The organism is Haliscomenobacter sp., from assembly GCF_033763495.1.
Taxonomy (GTDB): Bacteria; Bacteroidota; Bacteroidia; order Chitinophagales; family Saprospiraceae; genus Haliscomenobacter.
This window is the reverse complement of record NZ_JANRKL010000017.1, coordinates 1-21,087: the sequence shown is the minus strand read 5'-3', so window position 1 is coordinate 21,087 and position 21,087 is coordinate 1. Positions and strand designations below refer to the sequence as shown.

Sequence of the window (21,087 nt, the reverse complement as noted above, 5' to 3'; positions counted from 1 at the left end):
TGTGATTGCCGTGTAATGGGCGACCAATGTCGCCTATGGGAAGACCAGATGGGTTCGCCCCTATGGTTGTTTTTGCTTTTCCCAACGCGCGATGTACTCCTCTACGATACCATCAATGATGTCACGCAACAGGGTTTTTTCCATCCGGGCAATGGCTTTGAGTTTCTCCAGTTTGCGTTCGTCAAACTGGAGGGTCAGGCGCCGGGTAGCATGTTGGTCAAATTGCACTTTAGGCTCAACTGTAGAGCGGATTAGCGCATCCAGGCCCTCCATGGGTTTAGAACTGCGCTTTTTGATTTCTGCTTCCGCCGGAAGCTGTTGCATTTGCCTTTCAAAGGACTCTTCAAAGGCTTCCATTAAAAATGCCTGCAGGTCGTCGGTGAATCGTTTGCCCTGGGCCTTTTTGCCGGCTTCGGGGCTGATTGTTTCGCTGGTGGTATTGCTACTTTTGGCATTGGTCGATTCAGCCGATAACATTACATGGCCTTGCAAGGCAGCATCATCAGGGCTGCTAAGCAGGCTTTCAAGACCGGCGGTGAATCGTTTTTTGCTCATTGTTTCCTTTTTCTTCCACGAATAAATTCGTGGGCTGAGTTTGTATGGGGGCCTCCCACAACCCACGATTTAAATCGTGGGATTTCCATGGGTTGGTGTAATTTCTTGCGGGAATGGAAGGCCAACACACCCACACTGTCACACTTCACACTCACACCCTTTCTTCACTCTAGCTTTTGTGCCTGGCACTGGTTCGTTCGATGATCTCTCGGCTCAGGTTCAGGTAGTCTTCGGCGCCAGGACTATTGGGGCTGTAGGCAAAGATGTCTTTGCGTTGAGAGGGCGCCTCGGCCAGGGCAACGTTGTCGCGAATCATCGTGTTGAACACTATTTCTCCAAAGTATTTTTTGATGGTTTCCACCACATCGCGGTTCAAGACCTTGCGGGCATCGTACATCGTTGCAATTACGCCGCCGATATAAAGGCCCTTATTGAGGCGCAATTTTACCTTATCGATAACTTGTTTGATTTTGGCCAAACCTTGCATGGCCAAAAACTCCGTTTGCAGCGGAATGTAAACTGTGTCACTGGCCGCCAGTGCGTTTAAAGTCAGCAAAGCCAATGAGGGGGGGCAATCAATAATGATGAAGTCATACACGCCACGAATGGGGTCAATGAGTTCCTTGAGCAAATATTCCCGACCAGCCTCGTTGATCAATTCCATTTCTGCACCTGAAAGGTCAAGGGTGGAGATCACAATATCCAGGTTTTCTTTAGCTGGATATGGAACCAATGGTGCTTCACCCCGAATCGATTCGTAAATGGACTGCGGGTGCCTTGGAATACCTAAAGACAAGGTAAGGTTGGCCTGAGGATCGAGGTCAATCAGCAATACTTTTTTACCCAATTCAACCAAGCCTGCAGCAATGTTAATCGAACTGGTTGTTTTGCCTACACCACCCTTATGATTCAGCAATGAAATAACGATACCCATATAAATCACTTATAGACCCGTGCCTGCTTTTGTGTTTACAATGTTGCAAACACAATAGGCCGAAATTAGGCACAAAAATTCAAATCAAGGACAAATTTCGCGATTTGACACCGATTTTTTTTACTTGAACGCCAATTAAATCAAAAAATTTAGCGCGCTATCAATTATTAGTAACTCGTTTCGTCCAACTTGACCTTGCCCCGGAAGGTGTAAAAAACAAAGGCTGTGTAACTTAAGACCAGTGGTGTACCGATCAATGCAAAAACCAACATGATGCCCAATGATTTTTCAGAAGAGGCGCCATTGTAAATATTGATGTTGTATTGCGGATCTACAGTGGAATACAAAAGCGTTGGGTACAATCCAATGGCCACCAGCGCCAGTAACAAACTCACCGTGAGTGAAGAGAAGATAAAAGCCCGTCGGTAGTGCCGCCTTGCCACCAAACGTGGAATATTGGCAATGCTCAAAAAAGCCAGGGCCGGAAAAATGAAGAATGCAGGATGAGACTTTAAACGCTCCACCAAATGGGGCAAATAAATGAGGGTATACAAAGAGACAAGGCCCAAACTGGTCATGAAAAAAATGATCGCATTGCGCAGCAAAATGGTGATTTTGGCAAACAAACGCCCTTCAGTTTTCATCGTCAAATAAATCGCTCCATGCATCATACACAGGGCCAGGGTACTCACCCCCACCATGATGGCATAAGGATTCAGGAACTGCAACCAGGTACCCTGAAAAGAGTAGTTGGGGCCAATAGCAATGCCTTGTAGCACATTGCCCAACACAACGCCAAGCAAAAAAGCCAGCAAAATACTGGACACCGAATAGGACACGTCCCACATTTGCCGCCACCACTTCATAGGTTCTTTGCTGCGGAATTCAATGGAAACCGCCCGGAAAATCAATGCAGCCAAAAACAGCATGAACGGGATGTACATAAAGGAAAACAAAGTAGCATAAACTACTGGAAAACCCGCAAACAGGGCTCCTCCTCCAATCACCAGCCATACTTCATTACCGTCCCAAACTGGGCCGATGGCATTTAGTGCCACCCGGCGGCTTTCTTCCTTTCTGAAAAAAAGATGCCAGGCCCCGGCCCCCAGGTCAAATCCGTCCAAAATGGCGTAACCACTGAATAAGGCACCTACCACGAGGTACCACCAGGTTGGATAGTCGATGTAGAGAAATGTTGCCATGATTCTTTAGGGTTTGGGGGATTGAGGATTCAGCACATTGACCATTTCGGCTTGCCCGGGGCGGTGTTGATCACTGTCGAGATCATCGGGGCCGTGTTTGATCTTTTTGTTCAGCAAATAAATGAACAGAATCAGCAAAAGCAGGTAAATCAAGCTGAACATGATCAGGGAGAACAAAACCTGATTGGCAGTAACCGCTTCCGAAAGAGCATCCGAAGTGCGCAAAAGACCATAAACGACCCAGGGCTGCCGGCCCATTTCTGCGGTAAACCAACCTACCTGATTGCCAATTTGGGGCAAAAAAACGGCCCAAACAAAGATCCACAACAACCAGCGTTGCTGAAACAAAACCCCGCGCCACCACAGCAAAACACTCAATAAGGATAATCCGATCAAGGCCATCCCAATGGCCACCATAATGTGGTAAAATTGGAATACCGCATTGACAGCATGTGGGCGATCCGTTTTTGGGAAGGCATTCAAACCCTTGATGGGGGCGTCAAATTTTTGGTGCAGCATAAAACTCAAACCACCCGGTATCTTCAGGCCATTTGTCTTTTGGTTTTTTTGATCTACCCACCCCAAAAGATAGAGGTCTGCCGGAGCCAGAGTATCGTAATGGCCTTCCATGGTGGCCAGTTTGGCAGGTTGGTTGTGCGCAACTCCTTCTGCCGAGCGATGCCCGGTGAACAATTGACTCAAACTGGCTACACAAGCTACACCCAAGGCTATTTTGAAGGCTTTTTGAGAAATTTCCACAAATTTTCCCTTCAACAGATACCAGGCATGTACACTCAAGACCAAAAACGCCCCGGCCAGAAAAGCCCCGATCCATACGTGCGAAAGGCGATCAACACTACTGGGATTGAATACCATAGCCCAAAAATCGGTGATCTCGGCGCGGGCGTGGATGCCTTCACCTACAATATGGTAACCCGCCGGAGTTTGTTGCCAGGAGTTGGCTACCACAATCCATACCGCCGAAAACATGGAGCCTAGCCAAACCCCCACAGTAGCCAGAAAATGCACTCGTGGCCCCACCCGGTTCCAACCAAAAATCAAAACGCCTAAAAAGCCACTTTCCAGGGCAAAAGCAAAAATGCCTTCTGCTGCCAGGGCACTGCCGAATACATCGCCAACATAGCGGGAGTAAGTGGCCCAGTTGGTTCCAAACTCAAATTCCATTACAATGCCAGTAGCGACACCAATACCAAAAGTGAGTGCAAAAATTTTGGTCCAAAAACGAGCCAGTGTCTCATAACTCTTGTCGCCAGTACGTAGGTACAAACCCTCCATAATGACCATCAATAGACCCAAGCCAATACTCAGCGGTGGATAAATGTAGTGGAACGCGACGGTGAACGCGAATTGTATTCGAGCGAGGATTTCGACATCCATGTGTGGTGATTTTAGGATTTTGTGGTTCCAAACCAGATGAAGCTTGGAGCCACAAAAGCACATAAATATAGGGCTTTTAAATGCAAAAATGCTTGTTGCGTCCTTGTTTAAATCAATACTAAATTAGACGTTACTTTGCAATGCATAGTCTTTGTATTGCTCGGTTTTCCCATTCATACTTGGGAGGTTATCGAAAGTATCAACAGCCTGTTGGTTATCCATACAAAGATGATTTTGGCCAATTAATTCAACCAATCCTGTTTTGGTGAAAATATCCCGGACCGGGCCAATTAAACTGGCGAAATAGATTTTAATCCCTTGGGCTTTGAGTTCCTTGATCCAGTCTTTGAGTGCATGAACGGCACTGCTGTCTACATGGCTAATGCTATCTCCGTTGATTACGATGGCTTTCAACGCGTCGCCCCGGTCGGCCATCAATTTGCCGAGCTGGTCTTTGAAATAATTGAGATTGGCGAAGTACAATGGGCCGTCCATCCGTATAATCAACAAATCTTTCCGCAGCTCTAGGTTGTCAAAACGCTGAATGTTGCGGTAAAAAACCGTATTTGGAACTTTGGCCAGCACAGCAATGTGTGGGCGAGTTGAGCGGTAAACCACCATCCCCAAAGAAAGTACCACCCCTGCGCCAATTCCGGTCTCAATTCCCATGGTCAGGGTGATGATGAAAGTGGCGATCAGCATCCAAAAATCGGAGCGGTCTTCTTTCCACAAATGCAAGGCTTCTTTGTAGTCGATCAGTCCAATCACTGCCACAATCACCACTGCTGCCAACACTGCATTGGGCAAATAATAAAACAGTGGAGTCAGGAACAACAAGGTCAAGATGATCAAAATAGCGCTAAAAATGGAAGCCATCCCGGTTTTTGCTCCGGCTTGATCATTCACAGCAGTACGCGAAAAACCACCGGTGATGGGGTAGCCCTGAAAAAAGGCTGCGCCAAGGTTGGCAACGCCCAAGGCCACCAGCTCTTGATTGGCATCTACCGTGTAATTTTTATGCTTGGCCTGGATGGCCTTGGCTACCGCAAAACTTTCCATAAAACCCACCAGGGAAATGGTCAGCGCTACTGAAATCAAACTTTTCCACACAGCGGGGTCAAAGGAAGGAGCAGAAATACCTGGCAAACCACTGGGTACTTCACCAACAATTTTGATGCCGTAGTCCGTCAAGTTTAAGCCCCATACGGCTAAAATGCCCAGAACAACGGCGATTAGTGAAGTAGGTAAACTTTTGTGCAGTTTTTTCCCATACTTGATCACTACAATGGCTATGGTCCCTATCCCAATGGTCAATAAATGGGTATTGCCTATGTTTTTGGCAAGGGCTACCAGCATTTCCTGGATGTGCTCACTTTTTGGCAAATCAATGCGCAACAAGTGTTTCAATTGGCTCAAACCAATGATGATTGCCGCTGCAGAGGTAAAACCACTGATGACTGGATGAGATAAAAAATTGACCAAAAAACCCAGGCGAAAAACGCCCATGGCCAGTTGCAACACGCCCACCATTAAAGCTGCGGTGAGCGCATATACCAAATACAACTCCGGAGTAGCTGGTTGTAAGGCACCAATCCCTGCAGCAGTCAGCAATGAAACCATGGCTACTGGCCCTACGGCCAATTGGCGAGAAGTACCCATTATTGCATACAGGATCAATGGAACAGTTACCGCGTACAAACCATGAATAGGAGCCAAACCTGCCAGCATCGCATAAGCCATGCCTTGTGGAATGAGCATGACACCCACGGTGAGGCCTGCCGATAAATCGCCTGACAATTGATCCTTGCCGTATTTAGGGAGCCAGTCAAAAATGGGGAAAAATCGCTTGAGCATATACTTGTATTTTGATTCGAGTCCTTGATTTGAGTGCAAAATTGCGGACTCAGGGACTGGAATTTTGTAATGTGGATCACCAAGCTCAAATTTAAGCTAAACTATTTACCTTAAATGAAACTTGCAATGATTAGGATCACAGTTTCAAACTGCTTTTTGATAAAGCAAAAGGATCGATTTATGATACATATTGCAGCAAAAGACACGAGCCATGTTGATTGTATCAATTCTCATCGGGTTATTGTTGGTTTTGCTACTGGCATTGTTGTTTACCCCATTTATAGTCAGGGTCAACACCCGGCAAAACCAATACCAACTGCGTTGGGGCATCGCGCGTGTTCAATTTATTCCAGAAAAAGACGATGGAATCATAGCCCTACAGCTTGCCTTCTGGAGGCGGGACTTTTCTCTACTGCAATTGTTGGCTAAAACGCCAGCTAAAAAAGCGGTTCAACCCCAAAAATCAAATGCACACAAAAAAGGAGTTGGAAGGCTATCTTTTTATCGCCTCAGGAAGGTTTTACAAAGCTTCCGAATACCATATGTTTACCTGGATTTGGACAGTAACGACTTCGTAACCAATGCTTACTGGTACCCTGTATGCAGGGCACTAAGTACCCCTACGCGGCAATTGAGGATCAATTTTGGAGGACACAATCAATGCGCCTTTGAATTGCGCAACCGTGCTGTGGACGTATTGATTGCACTGATTTTTTAACCAAAAATCTGGTAAGTCATGAAAATGAACGTTGAAGAAATGCTGCCAAAAGTAACCGACTTTTTGAAAACAGAGGCAGATACCAAAACTGTTATCGGAGAACCCTTTGCTTTGGGTGAATTCAATTGTATACCCGTTGTCCGTATCGGAATGGGCTTTGGTTCGGGCATGGGTGAAGGCGAAGACGCCAAAAAAGGGCATGGAGAAGGTGGTGGAGTAGGTGGCGGTATGGGCATCGAACCCATCGGTTTTTTGGTGGCGCGTGGCAACGAAATCAATTTTGTTTCCACCAAAACCAACACAGGTCTCAGCGCTGCTTTTGAAAAAGTACCCGACCTGATTGAAAAATTTCTCAAACTCCGGGAAACCGAAATGACTAAAAATTAATGACTAAAGTAGCGAATAGTATTGATTTTTAAAGTGTTGAAAGAGGCGGGCTCCCTTTAATGAGGGCTCGCCTCCAATTTTTTATTAAAAACACTCCCCCAATGTGATCCTTGTCACTTCATCACATTGAGTTGTCCTGTAGTTTTGTGACATCATCAGCGAAAAAGCTGTATTCTTCCCTAAAATAACTACCTGAATAAATGCAAAGCATCACATTTATTCATCGCATAACCAAAATCTACAGGGTATGAAGGTAGAACAAATTTATACTGGTTGTTTGGCAGAAGCTGCCTACTACATCGAAAGTGAAGGCGAAGCCGCCATCATCGACCCATTACGCGAAACCCAACCTTACATCGAACGCGCCGAAGCCGATGGCGCTACCATCAAATACGTGTTGGAAACCCACTTCCACGCCGACTTTGTATCCGGTCACCTCGACCTAGCCAAAAAAACCAATGCTGCCATCGTTTATGGGCCAACTGCTCAGCCTAATTTTGAGGCACATGTGGCCAAAGATGGCGAAGTACTTAAACTGGGTAAAGTGAGCATTATCGTATTGCACACGCCTGGCCACACCATGGAATCGAGCACCTTCCTGCTGCGCGATGAAAATGGTAAGGATTACGCTCTTTTCACCGGAGATACCTTATTCCTGGGCGACGTTGGCCGTCCCGACCTTGCCGTAAAAACCGATCTGAGCCGTGAAGACCTGGCAGGCCACCTCTACGACAGTTTGCGCAACAAAATTATGCCTCTGGCTGATGAAGTCATTGTATATCCCGGACACGGTGCTGGTTCGGCTTGCGGCAAAAAAATGAGCAAAGAAACCTGGGGTACTCTTGGTGCTCAAAAGCAGGTGAATTATGCCCTGCGTGCCGACATGTCTCGCGCTGAATTTGTGAAGGAAGTCACCACAGGTTTGGTTGATCCGCCCCAATACTTCCCCAAAAATGCAGTGATGAACAAAATGGGTTACGAAAGCTTTGACGAAGTGCGTGATCGCGCCCTGCAAGCCTTGAGTGTGCGTGCATTTAAAGCCGCCTGGGCAGAAGAGGATGCCTTGGTCATCGATACCCGCCCTCAGGATGAGTTTGCCAAAGGATTTATTCCGGGCTCCATCTTCATTGGCATCGACGACACTTTTGCACCTTGGGTAGGAGCACTGGTGCCCGACCTGAAGCAACCTATCCTCTTCATTGCCGAAGCAGGACGCGAAGATGAGATTGTAACCCGTTTGGCCCGGGTAGGTTATGACAATGCCATCGGTTACCTCGAAGGCGGCTTTAAAGCCTGGCAAGAAGCTGGCGAAGAGCTGGATCAGATCAATGAAATTACTGCCGAGGAGTTTGCGAAAATCTACAACTCCGGCATCAACTTACTGGATGCCCGCAGGGTCAGCGAATATGAAACCCAACACATTGAAGGTGCCTTCAATTTCCCACTGGATTTTATCAACCGCAATATGACCAACATTGACCGCGAAAAACTATACTACGTACATTGTGCGGGTGGCTATCGCTCCATGATCGCCGTTTCGATTTTGCAGTCGCGTGGATTTACCAATATCATCAACATTAAAGGAGGCTTCAAAGCATTACAGACGACCAATTTGCCATTGAGCGAATTGGTGGAACAAGCTACAGAATTGTAACAAGTCAATGTCTTTTGAAGAATCTTGTTGATTTATGGGGAGGTGGCCGAGGGTCGCCTCTCCTTTTTTGGTTTCTATTTCAAAAATCTGCGCTCTGTGATCTAGGTTACATAATGGCCTTCTGTATTGGTCGATCTTTGTTTTGCTTTTCAACCTTAGTGTGCAATAAATTGTACTTTTATTGTCCTGAGTGATAGCAAACAATAAGATTTTTCAAAACAGACTGGATATGTCCAACCTAATCGAATTCATCCGGCAACCCTGGCATTGGTCAGTTGCTGGCGTGCTGATCGGCCTTACGGTACCAGCCTTGCTCATTTTGGGCAATAAAAATTTCGGAATCTCTGCCAACCTGCGCCACATCTGTGCAGCTTGTCTTCCGGCTAATATTCCTTTTTTTAAGTACGACTGGAAAAAGGAAGCCTGGAATCTCTTTTTCATCGGTGGAGTAGTTATTGGTGGGTTCATTGCTGCCAAACTCTTGAGTGATCCCAACGATGTACAAATCAGCCCAAGTCTGGCCGCTTCCTTGTCACAGTACGGGATTACTGATTTGAGCAATATGGTGCCCAGCCAGCTGTTCAACTGGGGCACCCTTTTCTCCCTCAAAGGCTTGTTTTTCTTTGTAGTTGGTGGCTTTTTGGTAGGCTTTGGCACGCGCTACGCGGGGGGCTGTACCAGTGGTCACGCCATCAGTGGCTTGAGCAATTTGCAATGGCCTTCTTTGGTCGCCACCATCTGTTTCATGGTTGGAGGTTTTATCTCAGCCAATTTGATCGTACCCTTTTTGTTGGGCCTCTAAAAAACGCAAGTCATGGTAAAAGATCCAAATAAATCCAACGAAGCAATAGAAGACACCGATTACGAGGTGCGCTCCCTGCACACGATGTGTGTCAATGAAAGTGAACACCCCGAAGGTTTTGTGGGCAACCTCAAATACGCGGTGATCGGCTTGTTGTTCGGAATCGTTTTTGTAAAATCGGAAGTGGTTTCCTGGTTCCGCATTCAGGAGATGTTTCGCCTTCAATCCTTTCACATGTATGGAGTGATTGGCACAGCAGTAGTGGTTGGCGCGATTTCGATTTTTCTCATCAAAAGATTCAAAATCAAAACCATCAAAGGGGAGCCCATCGAATTCCAGGATAAGACCTTTAACAAAGGCCAGATCATTGGTGGCTTGATTTTTGGAATCGGATGGGCCATTACCGGTGCCTGCCCGGGGCCATTGTTTGCCCAATTGGGTGCAGGTGCACTGGCAATCATTGCCACCATCATCAGTGCAGTGGCGGGTACCTGGGTGTATGGGTACCTGCGGGATCGATTGCCGCATTGATTCTGAAGGAAGTTTCTCAGAACGGCATAGTTTCACAAAGGATACAAATACGCGATTTTGACAAAGCAATACGCTTGGAATTTATCTTATTTTGGGTGTAAAACCTTATCAACGTCTCACCATTGTGTCCTTTGTGCTAAAATATGTCGCTTTAATGTTTCCTGAAAAATTCGGGATGATTTATGTTTTTCAAAACAAACTTCCCTGCCGCCCGAAACTCATTGGGTTTTCCAATTCCAGCAAGCGCCGCTTCATATCCAGGCCATAATAATAGCCGTGCAAATCGCCGTTGCTGGCAATACAACGGTGACAAGGTACGATGATGGCAATGGGATTGTGGGCATTGGCTTGCCCTACGGCTCGCACAGAATCAGGATTATTCAAGGCTTTGGCGATGGCCAGGTAGGAGGTGGTATGGCCGTAGGGAATTTTTAGCAGTTCCTGCCAAACGGCCAGATTGAATTCAGGCGCCCCACTGAAATCCAGTTTCAGATCAAACACATTTCGCTTGCGCTGAAAATACTCATCCAGTTGTTGCACGCATTCCTGCAATTCAGCAGGAACTTCCTCACTGGGACAAGATTCCTTTTTGGTCAATTTAACGGAAGTAATGCCCAATTCACTGCCTTTGATTTCAATGCAGCCGAAGGGAGAAGCGAAGTAGGTTTGTTGCAACATTTTTTGATTCTTTCAAAAGACATTATGTCTAAAGCTCAAGTTTAAACTTTTTCAACAAACACACAAGCTTTTTTACTTCTTATGGCGACTCTCCAATATTTTCACCACATCTCCCAGCTCATACCCCTTGGCGGATAACAAAATCAGGTAGTGAAACAACAAGTCGGCAGCTTCATTCAAGAACAAATCGGCGTTGTTGTCTTTGGCTTCAATGACCAATTCTACCGCTTCTTCCCCTACTTTTTGGGCAATTTTGTTAATGCCTCTTTTGAACAGAGAGGTGGTGTAAGAATTATCATCGGGCTGGTCGCGGCGCTGGCGGATCACGTTTTCGAGTTGCTGCAAAAAGTCGTTGGAATGGTTCTTTTCATTCCAGCAAGTATCCGCTCCGGTATGGCAGGTTGGCCCATCGGGGCGGGCTTTGATCAGAAGCGTATCCTGGTCACAATCCACGGCAATATCAACGAGGTTCAAAAAATTATTGCTGCTTTCCCCTTTGGTCCAAAGGCGTTCTTTGGAACGGCTGAAAAAAGTAACTTTCCCTTCCACCAGGGTTTGGTCCAGCGCGGCGCGGTTCATATACCCCATCATGAGCACCTTGTTGCTGAGGTGATCCTGAATGATGGCGGGTACTAAACCTCCAGATTTTTGAAAATCAACACTGTTTGGGTCGAAATTGAAAGGCATTGTATCTGTTGAATTTGCCGCAAATTAACACTCAATTGTCCAAAGACCCAAAAAAAGCCTGTACATTGTACCATTGGTATGCTGCAAAAAATTACTTCCCGATTTTTTTGAGTTACATAAACGCTGGCTTTATGACCTTTCAGGAGAGTGGCTTGGTGTTTCATTTTCCATCCAACTGGTTGGTACGCAAGTTTGATAGCCATCACTTTTACCGCGGTATAAGTGGTTTTGGCTTCAAAGGAGTGGATTTTATCGCCTTACCTCCTGAGGGCCCTTTGCTGCTGATCGAGATCAAAAACTATTTCAATCGCGATCCCCGGGTCAATGCCCCGGTTCCCCCCGAACACCTGCCAGCCCCTGAAGTGTTGGCGGATAAATTGTATGAAAAATCGGCAGACACTCTGGAGGCGATTGATGCCATTCAACGCTATTACCGTCGGCTTTGGACCTATCGCTTTTTTTTAGCATGGTCCTTTCGTTTAAAGCGGAGACGATCAGAGTGGGTATTTTGGACCCTGGTTTTTCAGCGGGCGCATACCCAACGACAGGCCCAATTTGTGTGCTGGTTGGAATCGGACGATGGCCAAACCGATTGGCGCGAAACCCTCTGCATCCAGCTCAAAGCCCTGGCTTTTGATCCTCCTTATGAACCTCTGATTGTTTCTATTGCAGATAACCCTTTTTCTCCACAGCTAAAGGTTGAGATTATATCCTGAACGCTTTATAAACCAAAGGTTTTGCAATTACTCAACAATATTGTAGTTTAGCATCCAAAGTGTGTCAACATGGGAATGGTTTATAGTTTTTTTCTTTGTCTTTCTAGCCTTTTTAGCAGCAATGAGCAAGAACCCAAAGGGCCGGAACCCCGCTATTACGAAATCCAGATTCACCAGGCCGAACCCGGCCGGTTGAAGTATTTGCAAAACCGCTATCGCCAGTTTGCTATACCGCTGTACCGCAAACACAACATTCAGGTTGAGGGCTTCTGGTCGCCAGTTGACCCCAAAGATGAACGGATCGTAAGTGTTTTGTCCTACTACAGTCAGGCTTCCTGGCTGCGTTCCACCAAGGACTTTTTGCGAGATCCCAAATGGAAAAAAGGCATTGAAGATTCTGAATCGGTAGGCCGCCTGGAAGCCCGCTCCGATAAATCTTTCATGCGACTGACTGATTTTTCTGCCGCCAAGTTTCCACGGAATGGCACTAAAGGCCGGGTGTTTGAATTGCGGACCTATTATGCCACTCCTGGAAAGTTGCCCAATCTCCTGGACCGTTTTCGCAACCATACGCGCAAACTTTTTGAAAAATATGGCATGACCAACCTCTGGTACTGGACTGTGGTGGATGCTTACCCAGCACAGGAAACCTTGATTTATATGCTGTCCCATCCCAGTCAGGAAGCAGGGTTGAAAGCCTTTACTGATTTTCGGAACGACCCCGAGTGGATCAAGGTGCGCAAGGATTCAGAAGATAAAGCAGGAGGGTCATTGACAGTTAAGGTGGAGTCTTTGTACTTAAAACCTTTGGATTTTTCGCCTATTAAATAACCAAGCAGCGGGCAAAAATAAGGGTTCATTTTTTCATCACCCCAACAAACTCAAAAACACTTTCAATACCGGATTTGGATTCTCTTTTTCCCACAAAGCGGTGATTTCCGCTCGCTGGGGAATGTCTTTTAATTCAATAAATTTTACCGCCGCTGTAGTCACCCGGCTGAAGGAGGTAGGCAAAAAAGAGATGCCCAGCTTTTTTTCAATGAGTTGGAGTACAGTATGCCCGTGGACGGTTTCATGGACGATGTTGGGAGAAAATCCGGCGTCTTCACAAATACTCAGTTGTTGATTATGGTACGCTGCTCCATCCTGGCGGGTCGTAAGGATGAATTTCTCTTGGGCTACTGCTTGCAAACGCTCAAAATTGTGCGCATTGATTGGATGATCAGCAGGCAAAACCAGTGAAAAAGTTTCCTGGTACATCAAGCTGCTGTCCCAACGTTTGTCGAAAGGGGGATTGCGCACAAAGGCCACATCCAACATGCCCTTTTGCAGGGCTTCCAGTTGGGAGGCCGTTGTCATTTCTGATAAGTAGGTTTGAATGAGTGGGTATTGCAGGTTGAGTTCTACTAAAATCTCCGGCAAAAAGGTGTGAATGCAAGAGCCCACATAACCCAGGCGAATTTCCCCTTGCTCGCCTCTTTCAATCATTGGCAAGTGATTGCGAATTTCTTCAATTTGCCCAAGAATGCGCTGGGCTTCTTCCCAAAAATAGACTCCGGCAGGGGTCAGGCTCACTTTGCGTTTGGTCCGTTCCAATAGGGTGACCTTCAACTCTTTTTCCAATTCCTGAATTTGCTTGCTCAGCGCAGGTTGTACGATGTACAATTTGTTTGCAGCCCGGCCAAAATGCAGCTCATTGGCCAAGGTGACGAAATAACGCAGGTGTCGCAGCTCCATTAATCACTTTTTTTGATTAAAAATGCAAAAAAATACCATTTAGAGCAATTAATAAGTAGGCGTAATTTTGTGGAACCAAATAAAATCAGTACAAATGCCTGCAGTCCTGGATCGAGTGATCAAAACAAGTGTACATGAAATTGGCTCCACTGAATTGACTCTGGAGCGAATCAAAACCATAGTGCAAGAACGTTGGCAATTGGCCCTGGCGCCAGTTGCCAAAGCCCGCATCCGGGAGTGCAGAGCATATCTCGACCAAAAGTTGGCCAGTTCGGAGCAGCTGTTTTATGGCATCAACACTGGCTTTGGGTACCTGCAAAATGTGCGCATCAACCGGGCAGAAACCAATGATTTGCAGTACAATTTGCTGCAATCTCACGCCTGCGGTTTGGGTGAAGAAGTGCCTGCCGATATTGTACGTCTGATGCTGCTGTTCAAAATTGAGTCTTTGGCGCAGGGCTATTCCGCTGTGCAGCTGGGCACAGTCGAACGCCTGATCGATTTTTTCAACCACGATCTTTTGCCCGTCGTATATAGCCAGGGGTCACTTGGTGCTTCGGGTGATTTGGCTCCACTTTCACACCTCAGCCTACCCTTGATTGGGTTGGGAATCATAACCGTTAAAGGCAAAAAAGTACCTGCTGCTCAGGTGCTTGCCCAACACGATTGGCACCCCATCCAACTTCAGGCCAAGGAGGGCATCGCCCTGATCAATGGCACGCAGTTCATGCTGGCCTATGGGTTTTACAACCTGATCCGGGCCGAACGTGCACTGGAATTGGCCGATCTCATCGCGGCCATGAGTATTGATGCTTTTGATGGAAGTTTACAACCCTTTCACGAACGGTTACACCAAATCCGGCCTCACCCTGGGCAAATCGACACCGCCTCGAAAATCCGCCAATACTTGAGCGGCAGCAGCATTGCCGAAAAGACCAAGGAACAAGTCCAAGATCCTTACTCTTTTCGCTGCATTCCCCAGGTGCATGGAGCGTCAAAGGACGTTTTTGCCGATACCCTTGCAGTAATGACCCGCGAGGCCAATGCAGTGACCGACAACCCCAATGTCTTCCCCGATGATGACCTGATTCTTTCTGGCGGCAACTTTCACGGTCAACCACTGGCCATGGCGCTCGATTTTTTGAGCATAGCCATGGCTGAAATCGGTAGCATTTCGGAGCGCCGTACGTACCAATTGCTCTCGGGTCAGCGTGGTTTACCCTTGTTTTTGATCAAAAACCCTGGCTTGCACTCGGGTTTGATGATTCCCCAATACACCGCGGCAGGTATCGTAAGTGAAAACAAACAACTCTGTACGCCTGCTTCCGTTGACTCGATTGTGTCTTCCAATGGGCAAGAGGATCACGTCAGCATGGGGGCCAATGCCGCCGTCAAATGTGCCCGTGTTCTGGACAATGTGTACAAAGTATTGGCCATTGAGCTCCTGACCGCAGCCCAGGCGCTGGAGTTCCGGCGCCCCCTGTCAAGTTCAGCGCAGGTAGAAGATCTACACCGGGCATTCCGAAAATTCGTCTCCTTTAATGAGGCTGATCGGGTATTGGCCGATGATTTACAATTGAGCATCTCCTTCATCAACCGATATAAATGGACAACCCATGTTGCTTGAAACCATAAACCAATATAAAACGCCCACTGGCAGCACCTTGCAATGCAAGGGTTGGATTCAGGAAGCCGCCCTGCGCATGTTGCTCAACAACATTGATCCAGAGGTAGCCGAACGCCCCGAAGAACTCATCGTATACGGTGGTCGTGGGAAAGCAGCCCGCAACCATGCCGCTTTGGACCTGATCATCAAAGCGCTCAAAAACCTGAACAACGATGAGACCCTACTCATCCAGTCGGGGAAACCAGTCGGTGTGCTCCCTACTCACCCCGATGCACCCCGGGTAATCATTTCCAATTCCCAACTGGTACCCAATTGGGCTACCTGGGAACACTTCAACGAGTTGGAGAAAAAGGGGCTGATGATGTACGGCCAGATGACTGCGGGTTCCTGGATTTACATCGGTTCTCAGGGGATTGTTCAAGGAACCTATGAAACTTTTGCTGCAATCGCCAATCAACATTTTGGCGGCACCTTAAAGGGTACCCTGTCGGTTACGGCTGGTTTGGGGGGCATGGGCGGGGCTCAACCCCTGGCAGTGACCATGAACGACGGGGTTTGTCTGGTGGCTGAAGCAGAAGAATGGCGGATTCAAAAACGCTTGCAAACCCGCTATCTGGATGAACAAATGGAGTCCATTGATGCGGCGATTGATCGGGCACTGGAATTGGGCAATCTGGGCGAAAAACGCTCCATTGGGGTGCATTGCAATATTGTCGACTTATTAGAGCGGATGTTGGAACGCAACATAACGCCCGATATCCTGACCGACCAAACCTCGGCACACGACCCCATCATCGGGTATTTTCCACACGAAATCAGTGTAGAACAAGCCAATATCCTGCGTACCGAAAACCCCGAGCAGTACCTGGAAATGGCCTATCGTTCCATTGTTCGGCATGTAGAATTGATGATTGAGCTGCAAAAGCGCGGCGCCGTTACCTTTGATTATGGCAATAACCTGCGGGGTCGGGCTGCTGAAAAAGGGCTGAAAAATGCGTTTGATTTCCCCGGTTTTGTTCCCGCTTACATTCGCCCCCTGTTTTGTGAAGGCAAAGGGCCTTTCCGCTGGGCAGCGCTCTCCGGTGATCCAGAGGATATCCGGGTTACTGACGAACTCATCCTGCAACTGTTTCCTGAAAATCATTCCCTGCACCGCTGGATTCACAAGGCGCAGGAGCAAATAGCTTTCCAGGGCTTACCCGCACGGATTTGTTGGTTGGGCTTGGGCGAACGTGAAAAAGCCGGGCTCGCTTTTAATGAACTGGTTCGGCAAGGCAAGGTAAAAGCGCCGATTGTGATTGGGCGGGATCACCTCGATACGGGTTCGGTGGCTTCCCCCAATCGCGAAACCGAAGCCATGCTCGATGGTTCGGATGCAGTAGCCGATTGGCCCATCCTCAATGCACTGATCAACACTGCTGGTGGGGCCAGTTGGGTGTCCTTGCACCATGGCGGCGGGGTAGGTATGGGTTACTCTATCCATGCCGGGATGGTGATCGTGGCCGATGGCACCGAGGAGGCTGCTCGTAGGCTCAAACGCGTGTTGCACAACGACCCGGCGATGGGGGTTATTCGCCACGCCGATGCGGGGTATGACATTGCGAAGGATGTGGCGCGGAAACATCGTTTGGAGTTATAAGGTGGTGAAAAAGGAAAAATACATACCCTAATGCTTTTGACCAATATCAAATACTTATTGGGTGCCCATACTGAAACCAAAGCTTTGCGGGGTCAGGCACTGGCGCAATTGCCAGGCATCGAGCAAGCTTACCTGCGCATAGAGGGGAGCCAGGTTGTGGACTACGGACCAATGAGCATATTAAAAACGTATGAAAGCCCTGCTCAAACTCATGATCTGAGCGATCGGTACGTACTGCCTTGCTGGTGTGATTCCCATACCCATTTGGTTTTTGCAGGTAGCCGCGAGCAGGAATTTGTGGACAAAATTCGCGGCCTTACTTATGCGGAGATTGCTCAAAAAGGGGGTGGGATTTTGAATTCGGCCCAATTGCTGCAAAAAATACCAGCAGAAGTTTTGTTTCAGCAGGCCTGGAAACGTTTGGAAGCCATAAAAAAACTGGGCACTGGTGCAATTGAAATCAAAAGCGGTTATGGCCTAAACCCAGAAGCAGAGATAAAAATGCTACGGGTGATCAAACGCCTGAAGCAGGAGGCCAACATTCCGATCAAGGCCACTTTTTTAGGTGCACATGCTTTTCCGACTGCGTACAAAGATGATCGGCGCGGCTACATCCGCCAAATCATTGAAGAGATGTTGCCAGCCATTGCCCTGGAAGGTTTGGCCGATTACATTGATGTGTTTTGTGAACAAGGATTTTTTACCCCTGTAGAAACTGCGCAGATTTTGGAAGCTGGGCGGCGTTATGGTTTAAAAGCCAAATTACACGCCAATCAGTTGCACAATTCGGGCGGAGTACAGGTGGGGATTCAAGCAGGAGCTGTTTCGGTGGATCACCTGGAAAACATTGGTCAAGAGGAGATCCAACTTTTGGCCCAACATCCTACGATTGCTACCTTGTTGCCTTCTGCTGCTTTTTTTCTACGTTTGCCTTATCCGCCAGCGCGGCAGTTGATCGAAGCGGGGGCGGCAGTGGCCTTGGCTACCGATTACAACCCGGGTTCTTCGCCAAGTGGGAATATGCCCTTACTGGTCGCCTTGAGTTGTATTCAAATGCGGATGCTGCCCGAAGAAGCCATCAATGCGGCCACCTTTAACGGGGCTTGCGCGATGGAGGTACAGCAGGAGGTAGGGAGCATTGCAGTGGGCAAAAGGGCCAATTTGATCGTGACCAAAGCGATGCCTTCGTTGGCGTATCTGCCTTATGCTTTTGGCAGCAATTTGATTGAACAAGTATTGATTAATGGGAGTGTGTATCATTGGGAGTTGTGATCATCGGGTTACAAAGTTCGAAACGACGCACGTTTCCTTAACGTTGAACCATGCATTTTCACTCTGCTACCCTCTCCGACATTCAATCCCGTACCCGCACCCGCCCACACGAAACCAAAATAGGTGAACGCATCCTGGTTCAAGCTGAGCTCGAATCCTCCGGCCCTCGCTTTGTGTTATTTGGCGTGAAAGAAGACCTGGGTGCCCGCGCCAATTTGGGGCTGGGGGGGGCCGCCACGGCATGGGACTCTTTTCTGAACGCCTTTCTCAACGTGCAAGACACTCCGTTTTTGCGGGGCCAGGAAATTCAATTGTTGGGGCATTTTGATTTTACGGTTTTACCCAATCACACTGATGTGACTGTAATGCGGCAACAGGTAGAACAGATCGATTCGGAAGTGAGTGCACTTGTCAGCCAAGTTGTAGGTGCAGGAAAAATTCCTTTGATCATTGGTGGAAGTCATGCCGGAGCCTATGCCAACCTCAAAGGGGCAGCTTTAGGGATGAGAAAAAACAAACCCACTGCAATGCTTAACTGCATCAATCTGGATGCCCATTCCGATTATCGCATAATGGAAGGCAGGCATAGTGGCAACGGCTTCCGGTATGCTCAGGAAGAGGGGTATTTGCAAGAGTATTCGATCCTGGGCTTGCATGAAAATTATACCCCCGAAAACATTTTGCAGGACTTACAGGAGCACCCTGGCATCCAGTTTTCAACCTGGGAAGACATCTTTTTGCGGGAGAAACTAAACTTTGCTCAAGCCTTGGAGCAATCTATAGCCTTTACCCAGCGTGGAGGAAATCGAGTAGGTATTGAACTGGATGTAGATTGTATCGAAAATGTATTGTCCAGTGCCCTAACTCCGAGTGGCATCAGCACTCAACAAGCCCGGAATTATTTGTACCAAACGGCCCAGCGTTGTGAAGTTGCCTATCTGCACATTTGTGAGGCGGCCAGCAACTTGGAAAATGGCCTGGAAAATCGTAGTACCGGGAAACTATTGAGTTATCTGCTAAGTGATTTTGTAAAAGGTTATTTGGAACGAAATCCATAAAATAAAAAACCGCATTGGTCTATTGATCAACGCGGTTTTTATCTGTGCTCATTGTGAGCTAGTATTTAATCATCGGAATCATCATCGCTGCCGCTAATTGGTGCCAATTTAATGGCTTCAGGGCTGGCGAGGAGTTTATCTTTGATTTTGAGTTCCAATTCCAGGGCTACTTCTGGGTTATCGATCAAAAACTGTTTGGCTGATTCACGGCCTTGGGCAATTTTAGCACCAGCATAGCTATACCAGGCACCGCTCTTTTGGATGACATCGTAATCCACGCCCATATCTACGATCTCGCCAGACTTGGATACCCCTTCACCAAAGGTGATGTCAAAAGTAGCAACGCGGAATGGTGGTGCCAGTTTATTTTTCTTTACAGTTACCTTCACCTGGTTGCCGACCACATTTCCATCTTTGTCTTTGATGGCTGCGCCGGATTTACGGATGTCCAAACGAATAGAGGCGTAGAATTTCAATGCGTTACCACCGGTAGTGGTTTCAGGGTTACCGAACATCACCCCGATTTTTTCGCGCAATTGGTTGATAAAGATGCAACAGCAATTGGTTTTACTGATGCTGGCGGTGAGTTTCCGCATGGCCTGGGACATCAAGCGGGCTTGTACGCCTACCTTGGAGTCCCCCATTTCGCCTTCAATTTCACTACGCGGCACTAAAGCAGCAACTGAGTCTACAACCAAAATATCGATTGCGCCGGAGCGGATCAGGTTTTCGGCAATTTCCAGGGCTTGTTCACCATTGTCGGGTTGGGAGATAAGTAATTCGTCTGTCTTCACACCCAATTTTTCGGCGTAAAAGCGATCAAAAGCGTGTTCTGCGTCTACAATAGCGGCGATCCCGCCTTGCTTTTGGCATTCTGCGATGGCATGGATGGCCAATGTAGTTTTACCAGAAGATTCCGGGCCATAGATTTCTACAATTCGACCTTTGGGGAGTCCATTGATGCCCAGTGCAATATCCAAACCTAGTGAACCAGTAGGAATAACATCAATATGGGCTACTTGCTTATCGCCCAAACGCATGATCGTTCCTTTACCGAAGGTCTTATCCAGACGATCCATGGTAAGTTGGAGGGCTTTTAACTTTTGGTCTTTGTCCAGTTGCGACATGGTGATTTGTGTTACGTTTGTATGCTCAATAATATTAACAGCTTAAACTAGCTCCTACAAAGTTAGTATTAAATGTTTTAAATGCAAATTTTTGTGAAACAATTTTTAGAAAAAAGAAAAAGCGGAACCTGGATGATTTCCCAGATTCCGCTTTTCCACGTGTACCATTTAATACCTTAATCCTGACCTTGGAGTGCAGCCGAGCGTTTGCTGTACTGCAGGATGTTTTGTAAGGTGGATGCCTTGGCGTTGAATTTTACCTTGGGCAGTTGTTCGTAAGCTTTACGGAGTTCGCGGTATTCTTCGCGCAATAAAATGTTGTCTTGCAGAGCTTCACGAACGGCCAGCGTTTCCGCAGCCGAAGTTTCTTGATAAAGGTATTTAATGAGCATGTCTTGAGTAAAGGTTTGATCCATGTAGCATTGTTTAATGACTGAATATCAAGTGTAAAACAAACGAAGCTAAAAAAATATTGCACCAATCTGAAAATTATTTCACAAATGCCTAATTG

Annotated in this window: 21 protein-coding genes; 11 read left to right on the top strand and 10 right to left on the bottom strand. The window is 47.3% G+C overall.

Translation table 11 applies throughout. The annotated features are described in order from the left end of the window. Nucleotides 1-60: 60 nt before the first annotated feature. From SFV55_RS01170 to SFV55_RS01150, 5 genes are all read right to left on the bottom strand, one after another. On the bottom strand, nucleotides 61-555 hold the full coding sequence (locus tag SFV55_RS01170) for a hypothetical protein (RefSeq protein WP_320027610.1): 495 nt from the start codon (nucleotides 553-555) through the stop codon (nucleotides 61-63). 169 nt (nucleotides 556-724) lie between these two features. Beyond that, the gene (locus tag SFV55_RS01165) at nucleotides 725-1,489 is read right to left on the bottom strand and encodes a ParA family protein (RefSeq protein ID WP_320027609.1); all 765 of its coding nucleotides are present in this window, start codon (nucleotides 1,487-1,489) and stop codon (nucleotides 725-727) included. 167 nt (nucleotides 1,490-1,656) lie between these two features. Then, nucleotides 1,657-2,691, bottom strand: coding sequence for a cytochrome d ubiquinol oxidase subunit II (gene cydB, locus SFV55_RS01160; protein WP_320027608.1), 1,035 nt, complete (start codon nucleotides 2,689-2,691; stop codon nucleotides 1,657-1,659). Nucleotides 2,692-2,697: 6 nt separating this feature from the next. Further along, the gene (locus SFV55_RS01155) at nucleotides 2,698-4,089 is read right to left on the bottom strand and encodes a cytochrome ubiquinol oxidase subunit I (RefSeq protein ID WP_320027607.1); all 1,392 of its coding nucleotides are present in this window, start codon (nucleotides 4,087-4,089) and stop codon (nucleotides 2,698-2,700) included. Nucleotides 4,090-4,212: 123 nt separating this feature from the next. Then, nucleotides 4,213-5,943, bottom strand: coding sequence for a solute carrier family 26 protein (locus SFV55_RS01150; protein ID WP_320027606.1), 1,731 nt, complete (start codon nucleotides 5,941-5,943; stop codon nucleotides 4,213-4,215). A 211-nt stretch (nucleotides 5,944-6,154) separates the two neighbouring features. On the opposite strand from SFV55_RS01150, the gene SFV55_RS01145 reads away from it, so the two are divergent. The 5 genes from SFV55_RS01145 to SFV55_RS01125 all read left to right on the top strand — a co-directional run bounded on the left by SFV55_RS01145 (nucleotide 6,155) and on the right by SFV55_RS01125 (nucleotide 10,035). Continuing rightward, nucleotides 6,155-6,661: a hypothetical protein gene (locus tag SFV55_RS01145; RefSeq protein WP_320027605.1), complete on the top strand. Its 507-nt coding sequence runs from the start codon at nucleotides 6,155-6,157 to the stop codon at nucleotides 6,659-6,661. Nucleotides 6,662-6,679: 18 nt separating this feature from the next. Next, the gene (locus tag SFV55_RS01140; protein ID WP_320027604.1) at nucleotides 6,680-7,048 is read left to right on the top strand and encodes a GerW family sporulation protein; all 369 of its coding nucleotides are present in this window, start codon (nucleotides 6,680-6,682) and stop codon (nucleotides 7,046-7,048) included. A gap of 247 nt (nucleotides 7,049-7,295) precedes the next feature. Next, nucleotides 7,296-8,702 (top strand): MBL fold metallo-hydrolase, encoded by a 1,407-nt coding sequence (locus tag SFV55_RS01135; protein ID WP_320027603.1) that lies wholly within the window; start codon nucleotides 7,296-7,298, stop codon nucleotides 8,700-8,702. A 229-nt stretch (nucleotides 8,703-8,931) separates the two neighbouring features. Further along, complete coding sequence (locus SFV55_RS01130) at nucleotides 8,932-9,504, top strand: YeeE/YedE family protein (protein ID WP_320027602.1); 573 nt, start codon at nucleotides 8,932-8,934, stop codon at nucleotides 9,502-9,504. 12 nt (nucleotides 9,505-9,516) lie between these two features. Then, the gene (locus SFV55_RS01125; RefSeq protein WP_320027601.1) at nucleotides 9,517-10,035 is read left to right on the top strand and encodes a DUF6691 family protein; all 519 of its coding nucleotides are present in this window, start codon (nucleotides 9,517-9,519) and stop codon (nucleotides 10,033-10,035) included. A 189-nt stretch (nucleotides 10,036-10,224) separates the two neighbouring features. On the opposite strand, the gene SFV55_RS01120 is transcribed toward SFV55_RS01125, so the two are convergent. Further along, nucleotides 10,225-10,713 (bottom strand): methylated-DNA--[protein]-cysteine S-methyltransferase, encoded by a 489-nt coding sequence (locus SFV55_RS01120; protein WP_320027600.1) that lies wholly within the window; start codon nucleotides 10,711-10,713, stop codon nucleotides 10,225-10,227. A 72-nt stretch (nucleotides 10,714-10,785) separates the two neighbouring features. Further along, a complete protein-coding gene (gene hisIE / locus SFV55_RS01115; protein WP_320027599.1) occupies nucleotides 10,786-11,400 on the bottom strand; it encodes a bifunctional phosphoribosyl-AMP cyclohydrolase/phosphoribosyl-ATP diphosphatase HisIE in 615 nt (204 codons plus the stop codon). 131 nt (nucleotides 11,401-11,531) lie between these two features. Here hisIE and SFV55_RS01110 point away from each other — a divergent pair, with 131 nt between their 5' ends. Beyond that, on the top strand, nucleotides 11,532-12,116 hold the full coding sequence (locus SFV55_RS01110) for a hypothetical protein (RefSeq protein ID WP_320027598.1): 585 nt from the start codon (nucleotides 11,532-11,534) through the stop codon (nucleotides 12,114-12,116). A 69-nt stretch (nucleotides 12,117-12,185) separates the two neighbouring features. Beyond that, a complete protein-coding gene (locus SFV55_RS01105) occupies nucleotides 12,186-12,947 on the top strand; it encodes an NIPSNAP family protein (protein ID WP_320027597.1) in 762 nt (253 codons plus the stop codon). 36 nt (nucleotides 12,948-12,983) lie between these two features. Here SFV55_RS01105 and SFV55_RS01100 read toward each other — a convergent pair whose 3' ends face one another. Further along, a complete protein-coding gene (locus tag SFV55_RS01100) occupies nucleotides 12,984-13,853 on the bottom strand; it encodes a LysR family transcriptional regulator (RefSeq protein ID WP_320027596.1) in 870 nt (289 codons plus the stop codon). 94 nt (nucleotides 13,854-13,947) lie between these two features. On the opposite strand from SFV55_RS01100, the gene hutH reads away from it, so the two are divergent. Genes hutH through SFV55_RS01080 form a run of 4 tightly spaced genes read left to right on the top strand, consistent with a single transcriptional unit; the run spans nucleotide 13,948 to nucleotide 19,449 of the window. After that, a complete protein-coding gene (hutH, locus tag SFV55_RS01095; protein ID WP_320027595.1) occupies nucleotides 13,948-15,480 on the top strand; it encodes a histidine ammonia-lyase in 1,533 nt (510 codons plus the stop codon). Then, nucleotides 15,470-17,119, top strand: coding sequence for a urocanate hydratase (gene hutU, locus SFV55_RS01090; protein ID WP_320027594.1), 1,650 nt, complete (start codon nucleotides 15,470-15,472; stop codon nucleotides 17,117-17,119). The genes hutH and hutU overlap by 11 nt, the downstream gene beginning before the upstream one ends. Nucleotides 17,120-17,149: 30 nt before the next feature. After that, nucleotides 17,150-18,391, top strand: coding sequence for an imidazolonepropionase (gene hutI / locus SFV55_RS01085; RefSeq protein ID WP_320027593.1), 1,242 nt, complete (start codon nucleotides 17,150-17,152; stop codon nucleotides 18,389-18,391). A gap of 50 nt (nucleotides 18,392-18,441) precedes the next feature. After that, nucleotides 18,442-19,449 (top strand): formimidoylglutamase, encoded by a 1,008-nt coding sequence (locus SFV55_RS01080; RefSeq protein WP_320027592.1) that lies wholly within the window; start codon nucleotides 18,442-18,444, stop codon nucleotides 19,447-19,449. Nucleotides 19,450-19,514: 65 nt separating this feature from the next. On the opposite strand, the gene recA is transcribed toward SFV55_RS01080, so the two are convergent. Both recA and SFV55_RS01070 read right to left on the bottom strand, forming a co-directional pair. Next, nucleotides 19,515-20,576, bottom strand: a complete 1,062-nt coding sequence (recA, locus tag SFV55_RS01075; RefSeq protein ID WP_413776678.1) for a recombinase RecA — start codon at nucleotides 20,574-20,576, stop codon at nucleotides 19,515-19,517. A 176-nt stretch (nucleotides 20,577-20,752) separates the two neighbouring features. After that, nucleotides 20,753-20,992 carry a hypothetical protein gene (locus SFV55_RS01070; protein ID WP_320027591.1) on the bottom strand — a complete coding sequence of 80 codons (240 nt, stop codon included), beginning with the start codon at nucleotides 20,990-20,992 and terminating at the stop codon, nucleotides 20,753-20,755. Between the last annotated feature and the right edge of the window lie 95 nt (nucleotides 20,993-21,087).

What these genes read in the sequence shown, in the direction of transcription:
- SFV55_RS01145 (WP_320027605.1), top strand. Translation starts at nt 6,155, where the DNA reads ATGTTGATTGTATCAATTCTCATCGGGTTATTGTTGGTTTTGCTACTG.
- hisIE (WP_320027599.1), bottom strand. Translation starts at nt 11,400, where the DNA reads ATGCCTTTCAATTTCGACCCAAACAGTGTTGATTTTCAAAAATCTGGA.
- SFV55_RS01150 (WP_320027606.1), bottom strand. Translation starts at nt 5,943, where the DNA reads ATGCTCAAGCGATTTTTCCCCATTTTTGACTGGCTCCCTAAATACGGC.
- SFV55_RS01100 (WP_320027596.1), bottom strand. Translation starts at nt 13,853, where the DNA reads ATGGAGCTGCGACACCTGCGTTATTTCGTCACCTTGGCCAATGAGCTG.
- SFV55_RS01170 (WP_320027610.1), bottom strand. Translation starts at nt 555, where the DNA reads ATGAGCAAAAAACGATTCACCGCCGGTCTTGAAAGCCTGCTTAGCAGC.
- SFV55_RS01165 (WP_320027609.1), bottom strand. Translation starts at nt 1,489, where the DNA reads ATGGGTATCGTTATTTCATTGCTGAATCATAAGGGTGGTGTAGGCAAA.
- SFV55_RS01130 (WP_320027602.1), top strand. Translation starts at nt 8,932, where the DNA reads ATGTCCAACCTAATCGAATTCATCCGGCAACCCTGGCATTGGTCAGTT.
- SFV55_RS01155 (WP_320027607.1), bottom strand. Translation starts at nt 4,089, where the DNA reads ATGGATGTCGAAATCCTCGCTCGAATACAATTCGCGTTCACCGTCGCG.
- SFV55_RS01110 (WP_320027598.1), top strand. Translation starts at nt 11,532, where the DNA reads ATGACCTTTCAGGAGAGTGGCTTGGTGTTTCATTTTCCATCCAACTGG.
- SFV55_RS01120 (WP_320027600.1), bottom strand. Translation starts at nt 10,713, where the DNA reads ATGTTGCAACAAACCTACTTCGCTTCTCCCTTCGGCTGCATTGAAATC.
- recA (WP_413776678.1), bottom strand. Translation starts at nt 20,576, where the DNA reads ATGTCGCAACTGGACAAAGACCAAAAGTTAAAAGCCCTCCAACTTACC.
- SFV55_RS01070 (WP_320027591.1), bottom strand. Translation starts at nt 20,992, where the DNA reads ATGGATCAAACCTTTACTCAAGACATGCTCATTAAATACCTTTATCAA.
- cydB (WP_320027608.1), bottom strand. Translation starts at nt 2,691, where the DNA reads ATGGCAACATTTCTCTACATCGACTATCCAACCTGGTGGTACCTCGTG.
- SFV55_RS01125 (WP_320027601.1), top strand. Translation starts at nt 9,517, where the DNA reads ATGGTAAAAGATCCAAATAAATCCAACGAAGCAATAGAAGACACCGAT.
- SFV55_RS01105 (WP_320027597.1), top strand. Translation starts at nt 12,186, where the DNA reads ATGGGAATGGTTTATAGTTTTTTTCTTTGTCTTTCTAGCCTTTTTAGC.
- SFV55_RS01140 (WP_320027604.1), top strand. Translation starts at nt 6,680, where the DNA reads ATGAAAATGAACGTTGAAGAAATGCTGCCAAAAGTAACCGACTTTTTG.
- hutU (WP_320027594.1), top strand. Translation starts at nt 15,470, where the DNA reads ATGTTGCTTGAAACCATAAACCAATATAAAACGCCCACTGGCAGCACC.
- hutI (WP_320027593.1), top strand. Translation starts at nt 17,150, where the DNA reads ATGCTTTTGACCAATATCAAATACTTATTGGGTGCCCATACTGAAACC.
- hutH (WP_320027595.1), top strand. Translation starts at nt 13,948, where the DNA reads ATGCCTGCAGTCCTGGATCGAGTGATCAAAACAAGTGTACATGAAATT.
- SFV55_RS01135 (WP_320027603.1), top strand. Translation starts at nt 7,296, where the DNA reads ATGAAGGTAGAACAAATTTATACTGGTTGTTTGGCAGAAGCTGCCTAC.
- SFV55_RS01080 (WP_320027592.1), top strand. Translation starts at nt 18,442, where the DNA reads ATGCATTTTCACTCTGCTACCCTCTCCGACATTCAATCCCGTACCCGC.